We start from the raw sequence: 17,099 nt of genomic DNA, 5'->3' as shown, positions 1-17,099 counted from the left end.
TCGCTTTTTTAATAGGTTATTGTTCAGTTTTCAAGGTTCATTGTGTGTCGCTTTGTTCGGAGATTTGCTTTCGTTTTCGTTGCTGTATCTCAGCGACTCGTATATAATACCATAGTGACCGACTCATGTCAACACCTTTTTAGCACTTTTTACAACTTTTTCCGCAAAACGCACGGAGCAGTTGGCAAAAAGACACGCATGGCCATCGTCTAAAAACAGTGTTAAAAAATTTACATAATTCTCGAAAATTCTTCTGAAAAATGTTTAAAAATCTGCTTTTTCGTCATACTTTAGACAAATTTATCCCTTATACTATAGGTAAAGATAAAGGAAATAACCGATTATCTAGATACTACATTATAGAAAGAAGGGCTTACAAATGACGAGAAACTTACTGAAAAAATCCATCGCCTGCGCAATGGCCGCCATGTTCCTGTCCTTCCCGCTGGCCGGCGTAGCTGATGCGGCTTCCCATGACCGTGATAACAGACCTCCCCGCCAAGAGCAAAGGGTAGAACGACGCGACAATCATCGTGACGACCACAGAAAACCTCAACCCATGCCTATGAAACATGATAACGGGCGCCGTCACAATGACGACCACCGTAAGAATCCGCCTCCACCGCCCAGACATGATAATGGAAATCACAAAGGACACCATAAAGACAAGGATAAAAACGGTAATGCTGTTACCGGCTTCATCATCGGTGCAGTAGTGGGCGCTGTAATCGCTAACAATATCTAACTTCCTTCATATACTCCTCTTTCTTTCCAACCTTTCCCATAAAAAAACCTCTCTGCTAATGCAGAGAGGTTTTTTGTATATCTTCAATTATTGGTGCAATTCCATGTTGCGGCTAGCAACAATGTTAACACCCAAGCCCAGGATGTTTTCTACAACAACATCGCCTGCTTTAACAGGAGCGTTGATTTTTACGCTACGCAGGAAACGTGCGCAGTCCATAACACGCTCTTTCGGCAATACGGTTGCGCTGACAACGGGCAGCAAAGGCAGTACGCCGCCTTCAATAGCAACGGTAGAAGTCAGCATGCGTTTGGGCGCAGTAACTTCGTCGTTTGCGTATTTGGGACCACGGGGACAGGTGTTACCGGTAACATTGGTAACTTTGCCATCCTCAATGGTTACAGTCAGCTCGCAGCCCATAGGGCACATAATGCAGTTCATAACACGTGTTTCAACAGCCATTTTATACCCTCCTTACAGTACCAAACCAACGGTAACTTCGTCACCGATTTGGTCGAATTTAGCAGCAGGAATTTCTACTGCAATCATCTCACTAGGTTTAGCAACGGGCAGAGGACGGCTCAACAGCACGTTCTCACCGCTCTTAACCACCAATTTAACTTTACGGTGGGGAGCTGCTACGCGCATAAACAGTTTAATTTTTTCATCAGCAGGAATTTCTGCAGGCATAGTAATCTTTTGGGGTACGCAGGTACGTACGCCATCAATTGCGCTTACCTTAACAGTGCGGTTATCGCTGGACATTTTTTCTTGAGCTTTCAAAGCTGCATATTTGCCGGCGATTTCTGCTTCTTCAGATACGAAGTCTACCAAGTCATGTACGTGTACAACGTTGCCTGCAGCAAAGAAGCCGTCCAAGCTGGTTTCACGATGTTGGTCAACAACAGGACCATTGGTCAGCGGGTTCATAGCCAGATCCAAACCGCGGCTCAGTTCGTTTTCAGGAATCAGGCCAACGGACAGCAGTACGGTATCGCATTCGATGTCGAATTCGGTACCCGGAATCGGAGTCATGCGTTCATCAACTTTGGCAACAGTGATACCGGTTACGCGTTCTTCGCCATGGATAGCAACGATGGTGTGGGACAGGTACAGAGGAATATCATAGTCGTTCAAGCATTGAACGATGTTACGGGTCAGACCGTTGGAGAAGGGGCAGATTTCCAAGCAAGCTTGTACTTTGCAGCCTTCCAGGCTCATACGGCGAGCCATGATCAGACCGATGTCGCCACTGCCCAGAATAACGATCTTGTGACCGGGCAGATAGCCTTCCATATTAACCATACGTTGAGCTGCGCCTGCAGTGAATACGCCTGCAGGACGTTCGCCCGGAATGCGGATAGCGCCACGGGTACGTTCACGGCAGCCCATGGTCAGAATAACGGTTTTGCCTTCCAATTTCAGCAGACCTTTTTCCGGGTTAACAGCAATAACGGTTTTGTTGCTTTGTACATCCAATACCATGGTATCAACCAGGCATTCGATTTCCGGTTTATCTTTAACCAACTCGATGCAGCGATGAGCATAGCCGGGGCCGGTCAACTCTTCTTTGAAGTGGTGCAGACCAAAGCCGTTGTGGATGCATTGTTGGAGGATGCCGCCCAATTCGCGGTCACGCTCGATTACGATAATCTTTTTAGCGCCGTTTTCCCAAGCGCTGTAAGCAGCGGACAAACCTGCAGGGCCGCCACCGACAATAATTACGTCATATAACTGGCTCATTCTTATTCCTCCCCGCCGTCTACCGGATATTTTTCATAGAACATGTTGGAATCAGCGCGTTCCTTCAAAACCTCGGGCACGGAGATGTTCAGCTCGCGAGCCAGGATTTGGGTAACACGGGGACCGCAGAAACCGCCTTGACAACGGCCCATGCCTGCACGGGTGCGGCGTTTTACGCCATCAACAGTGCGAGCGCCAACGGGGGAGTTGATTGCTTCCACGATTTCGCCTTCGGTAATAGTTTCGCAACGGCAGATTACACGGCCGTAGAGGTTGTTTTCTGCAATTTTTGCAGCTTGTTCAGTTGCAGTCATGCGGGTGAAAGCTTTCTTCTTGGGCAGAGCAGCCTTGAAATCAGCTTTCTTAGCAGCGCCGCTTACGCGAGCGATTTCTGCAGCGATCATTTCGCCAACTGCAGGAGCAGCGGTCAGACCGGGGGATTGCATACCTGCAGCATTGTACAGGCCTTCAACCTTGTCGCTAGCGCCCAGGATAAAGTCGCCGGTGCTAGAAACTGCACGCAGGCCTGCGAATTCGGTGATAGCAGCGCCCATAGGCAGGTTGGGGATCAACTTCTTAGCGGAGTTGATGATTTCGTTCATGCCGGCAGTGGTAACTGCATGGTCTTCTTTAGATTCTTGTTCATTAGCGTTGGGGCCAATGAAGGTATTGCCGTGGGTAGTGGTGCAAACCAGGATACCCTTGGATTTTTTTGTCGGGCAGGGGAATACTACGCCGTAAACCAAGCTGCTGCAAGCAGTCTTGTCGAACAGGATGTATTCGCCTTTACGCGGGGTGATGGTGAAGGTGTCATCGCCAGCCAGTTTAGCGATTTCGTCAGCATATACGCCGGCTGCATTGACAACATATTTACAAGCGATTACGCCTTTGGAGGTTTCTACACCAGTAATTTTGCCTTCTTCCTTAACGAAGCCCAAAACTTTGCAGTCGCGGATAACTTCAGCGCCATTTTGTACTGCACATTCTGCAAAAGCGATGCAAGCGCCGAAAGGCCAGCAAACGCCGGCGCTGGGAGCCCACAGAGCACCTTTTACATTAACCAGGTTAGGTTCTTGCTCCAGAACTTCTTCACGGCTCAAAATCATCAGGCCTTCTACGCCGTTAGCTTTGCCGCGAGCCAGAAGCTCTTGCAGAGTCTGCATTTCTTCATCAGTGGTTGCAGCAACCAAGGAACCGGTCCATTTAATATCAAGATCAAGCTCGTTTTCCAATTCATGGTACAGTCTGTTGCCACGAACGTTGGTAATAGCTTTCAAGCTGCCGGTAGGAGCATCAAAGCCTGCATGGAGAATTGCGCTGTTAGCTTTAGTAGTGCCCAGAGCCACGTCAGGTTCTTTCTCAACCAGAACGCACTTCAGATCATACTTGGAAAGCTCGCGCAAAACAGCAGTACCCACAATGCCGCCACCAATAACGACTACATCAGCGGATTTTACAAATTCCATTCTGTCACTTCCTTGCCGAATTTTCTAAATAAAGATACACAGTAATTTTATCACAAAAGTGTCAAAAATAGAACACTTAAAAAGCCCTTTATAACTATATTTTTCAGTATTTTTTACAAAATCGTCCCTTGCGGGACAAAATATGTACCGCTTATGCATTTATCTATTCCCAAGACCGTTTATTTTTGATACAAACAGCAGTAAATCCACCTAAAATTACATTGTCTGCCAAGATTAATAATAACTGCAGCAAAAAGACCGCTACAGGGCTCAATCTGTAGCGATCTTCTTTACAAGGTAGGAATGTATTAAAAGGCATTAAGATTTGTTGTGTTTTATGCTTGAGCTTGTGCTGCTTCCGGTTCATCCTGTTTCTTGGCTGGTATGGACAGAATGATAATACACAGAGTGATTAACAAAACGCCTACATAATCCATGAAAATCAACGGTGTTGCCAACAGCACTGCTGCTAAAACCGCTGTTGCAACAGGCTCAATAGAGGAAAGCATACTAGCTTTAGCAGGACCAATCAAGGTTACACCATAAAGATACAGAGGATAAGCAACCATGGTACCAAAGATAAGCTGCCAAGCTAAAACCAAGATCAAGGGAGTATCCAGTCCGCCTTGAGGCGGAGTAAAGTTCCAAACAGGACATAAGAAGTTCATTGCAATACCTGCGATAAATTCACCCCAAGCGTAGGTATAGATAGAACCATATTTGGATAAAAGATTTTTAGGATATACACCATAGAAAGCCAAGGTAAAAGCGGAGATTAAACCAATTACCAAGCCCATGAAAGAAATTGCCAAGGAATCAAGATTGCCATGGGTAGAGATGGCGAACACACCGCCCAAGGCGCAGATAACGCCTGCTATCTCCTGCTTGCTAGGGAATTTTTGGTTACGCAGCGCCATGTAGACAACAACCATAGTAGGGGATAAATACTGCAAGGTAGTTGCTGTAGGCGCATTGGTATATTGCACTGCCAACATATAGGTATAAAGGCAGGCTGCCACACCGACCATACCAAAGATAACCATTTGGATAGCATCTTTCTTGTTATACCATACGCTCAGGAAATCTTCCTTCTTCATTTTGAAAGAGAAGTACAGCAGCATAAAGAAGCCACCAAAAATAGTTCTATAAGTGGTGATCCAAGCAGAGCTAAGACCACGCTGATTGATCAGGTATTCACCGGCAACGCCGGTGCTGCCCCAGATGACAGCAGCGGCGATGACAATGAGGATACCCATGAAAGTATGACTTTTTTGTTCCATGATATCAACCTCTTACAAAAGTACCTTCTTTCATAATAACTTCCATGTTATCAACAGTCAGGTCACGAATGTTAGCCAAAGGATTGCCGTTAATAACCAGCAAGTCAGCACTCTTACCTGCTTCCAAGGAACCGCAGACATCATCTACACGCAGAACCTTAGCGCCGTTAATAGTTGCAGCTTTAATGGTATCCATTTCACTGATACCGGCTCTTTCTACAAACATATGCAGTTCGCCGATAGTGGTAGTACCATAAGGAGTCATTTCAGAGTTGAAGGAGTCAGAACCAATGGTCAGGATAACGCCTTTTTTATGAGCATTGCGCAGATTATCATAAATACGGTTCATTTCTTTTTCTGCTACAGTTTCGCCTTCATATTGGTCATGGATTTCCGGAACATATTTCGGCGGGAAGGTTTTCAGCCATTCAGGCATGAAGTTAACGGTGGGGCAGAAAGCGCAACCATTTTCTACCATCATATCCAGGGTTTCGTTGTTCAGTTCGAAGCCATGAATGATTAATTTTACGCCTGCTTTAACAGAGTTGTAGGCATCGCCAAAGCAGTGGGACCAAACAGGAATACCGCGCATATTAGCTTCATCAACAACAGCTTTTACTTCTTCAAAAGTATAGTGCTGGTCGCGAGCAGTTTCCCAACGCCAGATACCGCCACCGGTTGCCCAAATCTTAATTGCATCCGGGTTTTCACGCAGTCTACGGCGTACAGCTTTACGCAGATCCCAAGGACTATCTACGCATTCAGCCCAAGGATGAGCTTAGCGGTTTTGTTCGATGGTGCAGTGGTGGGAATCGCCGTGGGATGCAGTAGCGCAGAAGCCAAGGCCGGAAGCTACAACGCGAGGACCTTGCATAATGCCTTGTTCAATCATATTACGGATGGCAATACCGAAACGAGAGATTTCGCCAACAGTAGTCAGACCGGTTTCCAAGCATTCATGTGCTTGTTGTACAGCTACTACGGTTTTTTGGTAATTATCTTCAGTTACCCATTCAGTATCGTTGCCAGTGAGGTTGCCAGAGAAATGGAGATGGGCATCGATCAGACCGGGCATAATAGTTTTGCCGCTAATATCCTTGACAGTATAACCTGCAGGAACTTCTTTCGCAGGACCTGCATAAGCGATTTTCTCGCCGTCTACCAAAACTAAACCGTTTTCGATAGCATTATCGGATACACCATCAATCAACAGACCATTTACGAATGCGATTTTTGCAGTTGCTTTTTTCATGATTAATTTCTCCTTTGCAATTTACTTTGGAAATGCTTTCTGCAGTCAGGTCTTAACTTGATTACATTATAAGCAATCTAGGTAAATTGCGGAAGAAGAGGAAAGTGGAGTGGAGTGCAAGCCTTGTGCTACTTCGGAACAGTATGCTTAACAGCCAAGTAACGTTTTCAGACACAGGTGCAAGTTTAAACTTATGGTGTGTCAATTTTTTCCGACATAAAAAGAAAGCTGCCTTCTCGACAGCTTTGTAAAAAAACATATTAACCCGGTTTTCCCGTAACAAATACCTCTTTATTGGTGCAATAAGCTTGCGCAAAAAAGACAAAGTTGAGTATTTCTGCCCGAGTTCCCGGTTTATAACAAAGTCCCATTTCAATGGGACAGGGAACAGCCAAATGAAAGGGTTTAGAAACAAGAGGTAAATATTCCTTAGAGTTAAGATTATAGTGAATAAAGACGCTGTCATTAAGAATACAAGTCAGGGGCAGCGACTTCTTGTAGCTTTCCAAATCTAACAGCTCTATCTCAGGGTAATTATTTAGCAAATAGCTACGCATATTATCTTCCGCTTGGGCTAAATTTGCTACCAAAAGACAAGCTTTTTTCCCACGTAAATCTTCCGGGGTAATAAAGAGCTTATGAGCAAGATCAGAATTGGGTGGTACTGCGCAAGCAAAAGAATCCGTCAGCAGCTTGCAAAACAAAAGGGGTTCATCAGGTGAAACTAATTTAGACATATAGTCAGCAGAAATATCAAACTCATTATTTTGAAAAGCTGATAAATATTCTGAGGGATTGCGCTCTACAAAGACAATCTTCGTATCAGGATAAAGCTTGGCATACTCTATGCAGATGGGAGTGAGAATCGTTAAGGGAAGATTAGGCAGAATGCCGATGCGTATCTGTCTATCGCCTTGAAGAGCAAGGCAGTCATCAATGGTTTTAGCAGATATCTTAATGATTTCCTTAGTCCGCTGTGCCAACAGTTTGCCTGCAGGAGTAAGCACTGCGCCTTTGCTGCTACGTATAAAGAGATTAATACCTAAATGTTCTTCTAAAATATTTATCTGCTGGGCTAAAGCAGTACGTGATATATGGGCTTGCTCAGCTGCTTTAGAAAAGCTACCTGTTTCCACTACGCTCATAAAAGTATCTAAATGCTTATTATACATGGCTACTCCTTTCCTGTTCCGCGAATTTAATAGTAAACCTTGAGTCCGACACTATCCATAATAGTATCATAGCACAGCTTCTGCCTTTTGTATAATAAATCTTTTCCTCCGAAGCACTCCATACAAAAATCCCCACAGCCTGCGACACACATAGCCATGGGGATTTAAGAAACATGATTAAATTAGAACTTCATCAAAGTATAGTCATTACAACAGGGATTACCCGGAGCAAAGTACATTTCGCCTCGTTGCAAATCCATAATAATGCTAAAGATTGTGCCTAAGCGTTTCCCTACAGGTTCGCGTACATCTTCATGGCGGCATATACTATCAGAATAACTGGTATGATCTGCCATCATAGCTTTGATATCGTTTACAGTAACCTTATGATCAAGTCGCTTAATCATCTTGCGGATACAACCCAATCGTTGGAAGCTGTCCGGCAAAGCAATTCTGGTGGTGTCCTTTACATACATCAAACGGGGAGTAATGAAATGATTGGTATGACATAGGTACCCGTCTTCTGCGTAAAGAGCATCAAAATCGGCAGGCCCTACTTCCAGACTCATACCTTCGCCCTTAGAACTGCCAATCATATAGTGAGCACAGCAGGAAAGATTTATGCTGGTAGTAGCACGAATCATATCGGATAAATTCCAACTATCCAGCATACCACGCATAGCGATATGCAAGGGAAGCACCTTACCCTCAACCTTCTTATCAGAAGCCAGAGCATTTAAGGCAACACCAATGCCCGCACTGTTATAACCAATCTTGCCAATAATACCTGCTTCTGTAACCATAACGATATCGGGCTTATTTTGCTGTTTAATATCTAAAATAATGCAGCCTGCCTGCTCCGTCATTTTCCAATCCCAGTTCTGGCCTAGGATAGTACTGCCGTTTTCTGTCATATCAGACGTGAACACAAAGGAAGTACAGCCACCGTCAATAACAGGTTCAACTTGGGACCCTTGCAAAACAATCTCGCTACGCACGTTCAGTGCCAGTATTTCCTCTAGCTTGTAACCGGAGCCATCAGCAATACCTTGGATTTCCTGCATATAATCAGGGTCGTATTCATCAATCGTAGGAATAAAAGTTCTAGCATAATTGCAAGCAGCATCCCAACTAATTTGCGAATAATCCCAAAACATGGCTTTGTATGTTTCAATGCTTACGCTAACCTGTTTCTTAGCTTCTTTTCCGTGAGTAAAGCCTATTTCATAAGGTGTCCCGGAAGCATGAATAATTGGAAATAATTCTTTACCCATAATAAACTCCTTACTTAGGAACAGTTGCAGCACCAATTTCAGCTGCAGTTGCAAACCATGCGCCTCGCTCTGCCATATACTGGATAAGTTTTTCGTACATTTGAATCATGTGAGCACGACCGATAGTTTGTGGATGGCAGGTAAGCATGTAGCAAGCACCTTCTAAAGTGCAAGCATAATCAAAAATTGCAGCCCAACGATCAAAAATATCTTGTGCAGGACGTTGACCTTCTTGTCCGCCTGTCAAATATTCTGTCTGAGGGAAGTCATCTAAGAACCAAGATACAGGCAGCTCTAAAATCTTAGTAGGCTCGCCAAAGATATTAGCACTATCAGAATGTACTTCTACAGGACGCGGATAGTAGGGATGCAGATCATTACCCATCAAGCTAGAATCATAGAGAAAACCATTCTTTTCCAAAATGCTGATGGTATTAGGGCTGAAATCCCAATACGGAGAACGATAAGTAACGGGTTTCGGTGCACCTAACTTCTCCAGAGAATGTAAAGCCATTGCCATCACCTTAGTTTCTTCCTCCAAGGTTGCATTGGTTGGGTTTTCGTGGACATAGCCATGACAGCCGATTTCGTGTCCGTCTGCCAGAACTTGCTTGCAGATTTCGGGAAAAGTGTCTGCAGTATGACCTGGAATAAACCACGTAGTCTTAATGCCATACTTTTTAAAAAGGGCCAACAAACGCGGAGCGCCTACTTCTGCACCAAATTCCCCACGGCTCTCGTAAGCAGGAGAAGTCAATTTGAAAGAACCGTCCCAAATGCTTTGCGCGTCAAAATCGATACCTAAATTGACAGCTACTTTTTTCCCTTCCGGAATAATTACTCTACCTTGTTTTTGCATTATGTTCACCTCTTTTATAAAAATTTATTACTTGTGCGCATCCCTGCGCTATTAGACCAAATCTTGCTAAGCTTTTGTAAGTATTCTTTGTTTTTTCTAACTAAATTTTATCCCATTGACAGTAAATGCGGAAGTTTATATAATGAACATAGCTGCAAGTATAGACTTGCACCAGTCCTTGTTATCTAACGCTGGGAAAGGGTGTCCATCCATGTATGATAAACATTTAGATTCATTCATAACACTTGTTGAAGCCAAAAGCTTTGCCCAAGCAGCACAAAAGCTTTATATTTCCAGAACTGCGCTCAGACAGCAAATAACATTATTGGAACGTGATTTAAATGTGAAGCTTATTAACTGCAACAGCCAAGGGGTTACCCTTACGGAAGCAGGGCAATATTTCTATAATAAAAGCGTTAAATTAGTTACCGCAGCTAAGAAGATAATGTCTGAATGCAAAGAAATAGATAAGCATAGCGATAGAACTGTACGCATAGGAACCTTGCCCAATTTCAACGCAGTAATCATCCCTCGTATTTGTCGCAAATACAAAGAACTTTATCCGGATGTTAAAATCAAGTTTGTAGAACGTCCTCTGGATAATTACTTCCGCAGTCTGCTAAACGATGAATTTGATATTGCTGCGGAGTATATGTTTGGCTACTCCTTCAGGGACACATCCTGCGCTAGAATCAAACTTGTTGAAGATACCCATTCTATAGGCATTCCCCATAATCATCCCCTTGCTAAAAAGAAAAATATCACGCTTGCAGATCTCCAAAACTGCAAAATAGCCATTTACAAAAGTGGTACCACTAAAGCAGATGACAACCTTCGCAATTACCTGATTAAAAATGTGCCCTCAATAAAATTCAAAGATATTAAGGAGTACGGTAAGGAACTATCGTTAGTATGCGAACTAGAAGAATCACTTTTAGTGATGTATTCCCTTTACGAAGAAAGCTTTTTGGATATGCGTGCGATTTCTTTGCCTGTGTCCTTTCCTGTTGATTTGGGGTTAATATATCGCAAGAACACTAATAGTGCCGTAAAAAACTTTATTACCCTCGCCCAAACTATGTATCAACAAAATAATTAAAAAAAGGCGCTCTTCCCAACTGCTAGAGTAGGGGAGAACGCCTTCTTTTTGTTTAAAAACTCCACTGAGCCTGAACGCTGAGGCTCACATCCTTATAGCCACTGCCAAATGCTTTCTGCACATCGCCGCTAACTGTCAAGTTCCTAGCAAGCTGTGCATCGCCACTTAGCTTCAAAGTATAAATATCTTTTGCGTAAGCATTACCGCTTAAAGTATAGCCTGTACCGGAAGCATCTGCCAAGCTTACAGCCAAGGGCACATCTTCGCCGCTCAGGATATGGCGGTAGCCGGCACCAATACGCAAACTGCCGCTAACAAAATCCCTTTTAGCCTCCAAGCCTGCAGTAAAGCTAGTCACGTCGTCACTTTGGCTGTGCAAGCGCTGGTTAAAGCCCAAAGCACCGTTTTCCCTATAGCCATGGAGATTGATGTTCGTGTAATCCATGCCAAAATAGGGAGTAAGGCTCCAAGTTTCGCTAACCTGGTAATCCTTGCCCAACTTCACACCAACGCTAAAGGTATCGCTATTGTATTTACCTTTGGCAGTGCCATTCATGGTATTGCGCTTGCTATCGTAACGCTGCCAGCCCAAAGCGGCGTAGCCACCTAAATGCACAGCTTTGGCTTCACCATAACGTCCGTAAAGCCCCAAGCGCACATCATCAACTTCACTTTTTCCACCTGTAGCATGAATATTATGGCGACCATAGCTGGCAAGAGCACCAAGCCGCAAATCTTCCCTAATATTCCTATCGCTACCGATGGCAGTATAAAAGCTGTTGGCAGAGGTTTCGCCTAAGGTGTCTTTATCAGAGAGCTTTTGCCAGCTCTTGCGGCTCACTGCCCACAATTGACCTTCGCCTTCACGCACATTGCTATTGGCAAGGCGTTCTTCCGTAATGTCGCTAAGAAATCTATCTTGCTTGATGATATTCACAGCATCGCTTGCCAACTGGCCGTACGCTTGCCCAAGGGCTGCTTTGGCTTCCCCTGCCTGCATACTATACAAAGGGGCATAAGCCTCATTTAAAGCGCTGTTGTTCTGCCTTGCTGTTTCTAGAAGACTGCGCATAGTTTCCTGTACGGAATTGCGCTCACCCAAATTGTCGCTGTAGACAAATTGCAAAGCACTATTATTTGCTTGGGCAGAACTGCTATAGGCAGCCTGCATAGTGTTGTCTACGTATGCAGTAGCCTTCAGAAAGCCGCTTTGGTAGGAGGTAGTAGCCTCCGTAATCAGGGGAGCAAATTTTTTCGTGGTGATAGAGCCATCCTCATTTTCCTTAAAGCTGGTGATAATCTCTGTAGCGTACAGCTTATCCGGAGTGTAAACGCCATTAGGATCAATAACGAGAACAGCATCATCAGAACCAATTACTTCACCACCAACAATCTTTCCCTCAGCATCCCTTTGGCTGTACACCTTAATATCGCCTACTAAATCCCTATTAGCAGTAAACTGTACCTTGCTTCCTTCGGTCAACTCTAAAGAGCCTGTTATCTTCAAGGACGTATCAGCATCATGAGGAGTTATGGCGCCAATAGTGCCTGCGCTGTGGAATGTACACGGCTCTACACTTACAAATTCTCCATCCTCGTCTTCATACTCAGTTCCCCAAAAAAGCTTATAATCCCCACCTAGAAGCGTAGCGTTTTGTACTACATTCACATTGAAGACTTTAGCAGAATTGGTGAAGATAAGCTTACCATCCTGCACATTCAGATTTAGATTATCCTGACCGGTAATAGGGTACTGATAAACATGCTCACCTATAAAATTAAGTGCTGTATTTAAGTTTTCATAGGGTCCGTAGATTAAGCCCACTCTCCAAACAGCATCCTCATCCAGTCCTTCGTTTGCCTCGTCTAAATGGCGCCACTCAGAAGTAATGGAGCCGTAAATATTTGCGCTGGAATTGATGTTTATTTCCTTAACATAGGCATTACCACTAATATAAATGGCATCCTTGCTACCCATCACGTAACCATTAATATTAACTGTGTTCAGGAGCGGATTTACCAAATCCTCTGATACAGGTTGAAACTCCGCATAAATAGGCGAATTTCCAAGATAGGAACCATGATATTTATACTCATTGCCAAGCACATTACCGCCAAAATCAAAGCGTAACCCTACGCCGTTTTGACCAAGGGCCTGCACATTACCATTAACGGTAAGCTCGTGTTCCGCACCGTATGCTACCCAAATACCTGTACCATTAACGCCATTGCTTTTTACATATGCATCAACATTTACCTTATTACGGAAACCATCTATACGCACACCAATGGCACCATAGCCTTCTGTATTAATACTTCCTTTTTGGGTAATCTTATTATCATCACCATAAACATGCAAGCCTATGCCATATGCCGTTTGATTGGGAGCATCAATATATTCTGTACCTGCGTCATTGCGGGCGCTGTAGCCATTGTTATTCACAATATCAGCACCGCTGTTGTAAACAGAATAGCCAAAAAAGTTTCTCCGGTCCATGTCATAACCAAGATCCTGCAATAGGGCAAGCTCTGCCTCCATAAAAGTGGTCCAATTACGATAATCAAAATGACTCATTAAACCATTGCGAAGACTAATATGGCTCAACTCCGGAACATCCATACCCTCGTAGCCATTTATAGGAATCCCGACAGCACTACCATCCGCACCTACGTAACCGGTATCTTCATTGACCAACTTAGCGCCATTTAAAACATCAGCAACATGTTCCCCATAAAAATACGCGCCACTATAATCAGTTTCTTTTGTCGTATAAAACCTGTCCGGCAAATCTTTTTCCGTTTCATAATAGGTTATAATCATACCACCAGGGATATCCTGATATTTTTTTCCATTGGCATCATAAAGATGTTGGGTATAGCTGTTATCGAACAGTACGTGATTAAATTGAGAGATATGACGATGGTCAACAGATATCCCCAAAGCATGACCCATTTCATGAATTAAAGTAGAATTCAAGTTTACTTTGTTAACCGAACTGGGCAGACTTGATGGAGGAACGTCCAAATCAAGATTACTAATTCCTAATATTTGCACGTAACCGCCTGCAAGAGGAGGGGACACCTTACCGTTCATATTATGGATTAAAATATCCGTTGGGTTGATGCCATTCCAGCTAGGATCCTTACTTAAATCACCACCAGTCATAGCTCCGGCGCCAGCATCTGTAGAAGCTCTATTGATAAGATAAATATTAAGAGGCTGCTAGTTTTTTGCCTGTGGTCCCAACATATTAGCAAAATAGGACAGGGCATTGTTAATGGAAGTCCTTGGCTCCGTAGTAAAATCAGCAAAGCCTACAACAGTATCCCACTCTGGGAAGGAAAGTACTTCTCCCTTGTTATAATAATGCATGGCAAATAAGGGATTATCCCCATAATTTACGGTCTCTACAGTAGTTGCGCTTGCATTATTGCTGGCAATAGCTAAAAGTACAGCAAATAATAGTTTTTTATTTTTCATAGCAAAATCACCTATTAATCCCAACAGAAGAAAATGCGTAAATTTTTGCAGTTTTAGCGTTGGTGGAGAAAATAGCGCAGAGGAATGTGTTTTTCCAGCCAGTCGATGCAGATATCTGCAGCAGGGGAAAGCAAAATCCAGCTTAAAATAACCAAGACGAAGGACATAGAGCCAACGTAAATATCAGTAAACCAATGGGCACCGCTCATAACACGGGGCCAAGAGAAGATAAAGGAGATGGCCAAGCCTTTATAAAAGGCAGTTCTCCCCAAATATTTCCACATATACACAGAAAATATCAACAGCATCATGCCATGATCGCCGGGGAAGCTGGAAGCGGACCTGTCTTTAGCAGGCCAGCCTGTAAGCTTGCTGACGAAGTTTACATCATGGTTAAGATTATCAAAATAAACACTGGCACTTACCCTGTCAATGGGCAGCATATTATCAAACTGCTTGAGCACCACCGCACTAAGCAGCATGGCGATACCGATACAGAACAACCACCGTTTGCCCTCTACATTGCTTTTGCGGTAATAGCTGTAGTACACCCCCAGCATAGCTACAAAAGCCACAATATCAAAAGCACGCAGGTTGACCACTGCCACAAAATAGCTAAAAGCTTTGCTTTCTACCAATAGGTGGTTGAAATAATAAAAAATTGCCTTGTCTACTTCAAACCAAAAGCCGCTGAACTCCGTAGCGTACCACCAACCGAAGAGTAAAAAGCCTGCAAGATTGCAGATTCCCAATGTTATAAGTTTATCCTTTTGCATAGTTCCTCCAAAATTTTCTAAAAGTTCATTACCGTTTTTAACCATAATATGATACCATATTAATAACAGGAATGTAAGCGAAATTTTATATAAACTAGAGGAAAAATTTTAAGGAACAGCGTCTACGTAAAGGAGTGAAAAATCATGAAGAAGATTATCGGATTATGTCTATTACTATGCTGTTTGGCGTTTACTGCCTTTGCTAAAGATAAAACGGATAAAGATGTTAAAGAATACTGCAAACCCATTGCTACCATGACGGTGGAGGAGATGGAACAGCAATGGCTGCAGGAAGACACGGCGAAGGATTTGCTCTACGTAAAACTCAAGGACGATAGGGTGGAGGCGTACGAAGGCTTGGCGGGCAGCCGTTCCCTGCGCAAGCAGCTAATCCTGCAACTGCCTACTACGGAAATGCTACGCCTATATACAACCAATAAGGCTGCCTACGAGCAAATGGCGCGCATGCTCAGCGACTATGAGGAAGATAATTATAATTTCAATGGCTATAAGGTTATTACGGACACAGATAATCCCAAAAAGCTGGAAAATGGCAACAAGGTCTACCGCTTTTGGTTTATGAAGATTAAGAAGGAAAAAGCCGGTCGCAGGGGCGTAAACTTTCCTATCGGCATTGGCATCGGTATCGGCGGCGGGCATCACCACGGACCTTGGATTGGGGTAGGGCTGTAGGCTCTGCGACAAACTAAAAAAAAAAGTAAAGGCGTTCTTCCCAAAGTAGGGGAGAACGCCTTTTTTGAATGGTCATATATAGAGATTAAATCAACTATAAATTGGACTATTTTACTGATTACATAACTAATTTAACATTGAGGCTTTTAGCAATCTCCTCCAGCCTGTCTAAAGTCAGTTTAGTATACTTTTGAATTTTGCTAACAGGTTCACCATCTTTAATCATTTCGGTTGCAAAGTTAGTATTGGCTATATTTTCACCAATATTAAGACCTCTCGCTTCGCCACGAGCCTCTGCTCTTTTTTCAAATCTAGCAATCATCGCATCCATAGTATTCAAACCTCCTTCTTCAACATCAGGAATAATCAACTCAAAATTAGGATTACCGGAAACTGCACTAAGTAATTTCAAAACTGCATCAACGTGTTTGATAACACCGGAAGATGGTTGGTATTCTTTATTAGTCCGTTTTTGAACCATGTATTCCGCAACATACTTAAAGTCACTTTGGAACATATCTATCTGTTCTTGTGTGAGATAAGCAATTTCGTATACATTGATCTTATAGTCATTACGGACAGTGTCAGGTAGTTTATCACACCTGCGATTAATACATCCCTGCAAATTACGCGGTGCATACCAATGACGTTCACCAAAATAAAGCACAAAAGTAATTACTTCATACAATTCTGCATTGTTTTGCTGGTTGTGGTAGCTTGCACCATCATAACCAATAACACGTAATGGCATTCTGTTGTCTACTTTAGTTTGATTTTCAAAACCACAGCAGGCAATAATGGCGTTTGTTTCTTGATCGATAACAAACTTAGCAACATCACGCTCCTGATGATGCAGTTTGCCATCCATTTTGTACTGTGATACAACGCTTGTTTCCCGCAGCATTTCAGGCTCAAACAACCTTTGCCCATTGCAGACAAGTACGTTTAAAATATCTGCCGCGACATCATTATACGCTACAAGAATTTTTTCGGAAACATCTTTTGCTCCCAATAGCTTTCACCCTTTCTTGAAACACGAAAGTTTTATTCAGGATGATACTGCTATTGGCTTTAGTAAATTGTGAGTACAGATTTAGGCACAGTAGTAGTATCATCCCTTTTACAGGACCAACGTAAATCGATACTACTACCGAAGCCACTTCTGCAACGGTTTTCTGCATTCAGCAAATCTACCAAATGTACTTCTCTTACGAGAGCCACGTGCACTTCCATCTTAGGGGTGCACCCACTTTACGTTT

At 43.4% G+C, this 17,099-nt stretch carries 15 protein-coding genes and 1 pseudogene; 3 read left to right on the top strand and 13 right to left on the bottom strand.

The genetic code is table 11. The annotated features are described in order from the left end of the window. Positions 1–379 precede the first annotated feature (379 nt). Entirely contained in the window at positions 380–745 is a 366-nt protein-coding gene (locus ACJMM4_RS00885) for a hypothetical protein (protein ID WP_405379251.1), read from the top strand. An 87-nt stretch (positions 746–832) separates the two neighbouring features. On the opposite strand, the gene ACJMM4_RS00880 is transcribed toward ACJMM4_RS00885, so the two are convergent. The 8 genes and pseudogenes from ACJMM4_RS00880 to ACJMM4_RS00845 form a co-directional block, all read right to left on the bottom strand. Then, complete coding sequence (locus tag ACJMM4_RS00880; RefSeq protein ID WP_405379253.1) at positions 833–1,207, bottom strand: DUF1667 domain-containing protein; 375 nt, start codon at positions 1,205–1,207, stop codon at positions 833–835. A gap of 12 nt (positions 1,208–1,219) precedes the next feature. Continuing rightward, positions 1,220–2,488, bottom strand: a complete 1,269-nt coding sequence (locus tag ACJMM4_RS00875; RefSeq protein ID WP_405379255.1) for an NAD(P)/FAD-dependent oxidoreductase — start codon at positions 2,486–2,488, stop codon at positions 1,220–1,222. Between the two features lie 2 nt (positions 2,489–2,490). Next, positions 2,491–3,954, bottom strand: coding sequence for an NAD(P)/FAD-dependent oxidoreductase (locus ACJMM4_RS00870; RefSeq protein WP_405379257.1), 1,464 nt, complete (start codon positions 3,952–3,954; stop codon positions 2,491–2,493). 335 nt (positions 3,955–4,289) lie between these two features. Further along, entirely contained in the window at positions 4,290–5,234 is a 945-nt protein-coding gene (locus ACJMM4_RS00865) for a DMT family transporter (RefSeq protein ID WP_405379259.1), read from the bottom strand. A 4-nt stretch (positions 5,235–5,238) separates the two neighbouring features. After that, positions 5,239–6,486 (bottom strand): annotated as a pseudogene (locus ACJMM4_RS00860) (amidohydrolase family protein). 260 nt (positions 6,487–6,746) lie between these two features. Beyond that, entirely contained in the window at positions 6,747–7,658 is a 912-nt protein-coding gene (locus ACJMM4_RS00855) for a LysR family transcriptional regulator (RefSeq protein WP_405379263.1), read from the bottom strand. Between the two features lie 182 nt (positions 7,659–7,840). Continuing rightward, positions 7,841–8,932, bottom strand: a complete 1,092-nt coding sequence (locus tag ACJMM4_RS00850; RefSeq protein ID WP_405382593.1) for a C45 family autoproteolytic acyltransferase/hydolase — start codon at positions 8,930–8,932, stop codon at positions 7,841–7,843. A gap of 10 nt (positions 8,933–8,942) precedes the next feature. Beyond that, positions 8,943–9,791: a polysaccharide deacetylase gene (locus ACJMM4_RS00845; RefSeq protein WP_405379267.1), complete on the bottom strand. Its 849-nt coding sequence runs from the start codon at positions 9,789–9,791 to the stop codon at positions 8,943–8,945. A 142-nt stretch (positions 9,792–9,933) separates the two neighbouring features. Between ACJMM4_RS00845 and ACJMM4_RS00840 the strand changes: the two genes are divergently transcribed. Next, positions 9,934–10,890, top strand: coding sequence for a LysR substrate-binding domain-containing protein (locus ACJMM4_RS00840; RefSeq protein ID WP_405379269.1), 957 nt, complete (start codon positions 9,934–9,936; stop codon positions 10,888–10,890). Positions 10,891–10,942: 52 nt separating this feature from the next. Here ACJMM4_RS00840 and ACJMM4_RS00835 read toward each other — a convergent pair whose 3' ends face one another. Genes ACJMM4_RS00835 through ACJMM4_RS00825 form a run of 3 tightly spaced genes read right to left on the bottom strand, consistent with a single transcriptional unit; the run spans position 10,943 to position 15,147 of the window. Next, a complete protein-coding gene (locus tag ACJMM4_RS00835; RefSeq protein WP_405382591.1) occupies positions 10,943–14,056 on the bottom strand; it encodes an autotransporter outer membrane beta-barrel domain-containing protein in 3,114 nt (1,037 codons plus the stop codon). A gap of 57 nt (positions 14,057–14,113) precedes the next feature. Continuing rightward, a complete protein-coding gene (locus ACJMM4_RS00830) occupies positions 14,114–14,371 on the bottom strand; it encodes a hypothetical protein (RefSeq protein WP_405382589.1) in 258 nt (85 codons plus the stop codon). 53 nt (positions 14,372–14,424) lie between these two features. After that, entirely contained in the window at positions 14,425–15,147 is a 723-nt protein-coding gene (locus ACJMM4_RS00825) for a phosphatase PAP2 family protein (RefSeq protein ID WP_405382587.1), read from the bottom strand. Between the two features lie 144 nt (positions 15,148–15,291). On the opposite strand from ACJMM4_RS00825, the gene ACJMM4_RS00820 reads away from it, so the two are divergent. After that, positions 15,292–15,840 (top strand): hypothetical protein, encoded by a 549-nt coding sequence (locus tag ACJMM4_RS00820; RefSeq protein WP_405382585.1) that lies wholly within the window; start codon positions 15,292–15,294, stop codon positions 15,838–15,840. A gap of 118 nt (positions 15,841–15,958) precedes the next feature. Here the strand turns inward: ACJMM4_RS00820 and ACJMM4_RS00815 are convergent, their stop codons facing one another. After that, positions 15,959–16,852 carry an Rpn family recombination-promoting nuclease/putative transposase gene (locus ACJMM4_RS00815; protein ID WP_405382583.1) on the bottom strand — a complete coding sequence of 298 codons (894 nt, stop codon included), beginning with the start codon at positions 16,850–16,852 and terminating at the stop codon, positions 15,959–15,961. Between the two features lie 59 nt (positions 16,853–16,911). Continuing rightward, positions 16,912–17,061 carry a hypothetical protein gene (locus ACJMM4_RS00810; protein WP_405379760.1) on the bottom strand — a complete coding sequence of 50 codons (150 nt, stop codon included), beginning with the start codon at positions 17,059–17,061 and terminating at the stop codon, positions 16,912–16,914. Positions 17,062–17,099: the final 38 nt, after the last annotated feature.

It is taken from the genome of Phascolarctobacterium sp. (assembly GCF_045124115.1).
In the GTDB taxonomy this organism is placed as follows: Bacteria; Bacillota; Negativicutes; order Acidaminococcales; family Acidaminococcaceae; genus Phascolarctobacterium_A.
Note: the sequence above shows the minus strand (reverse complement) of the source record. Positions and strands in the feature narration are given on the sequence as shown.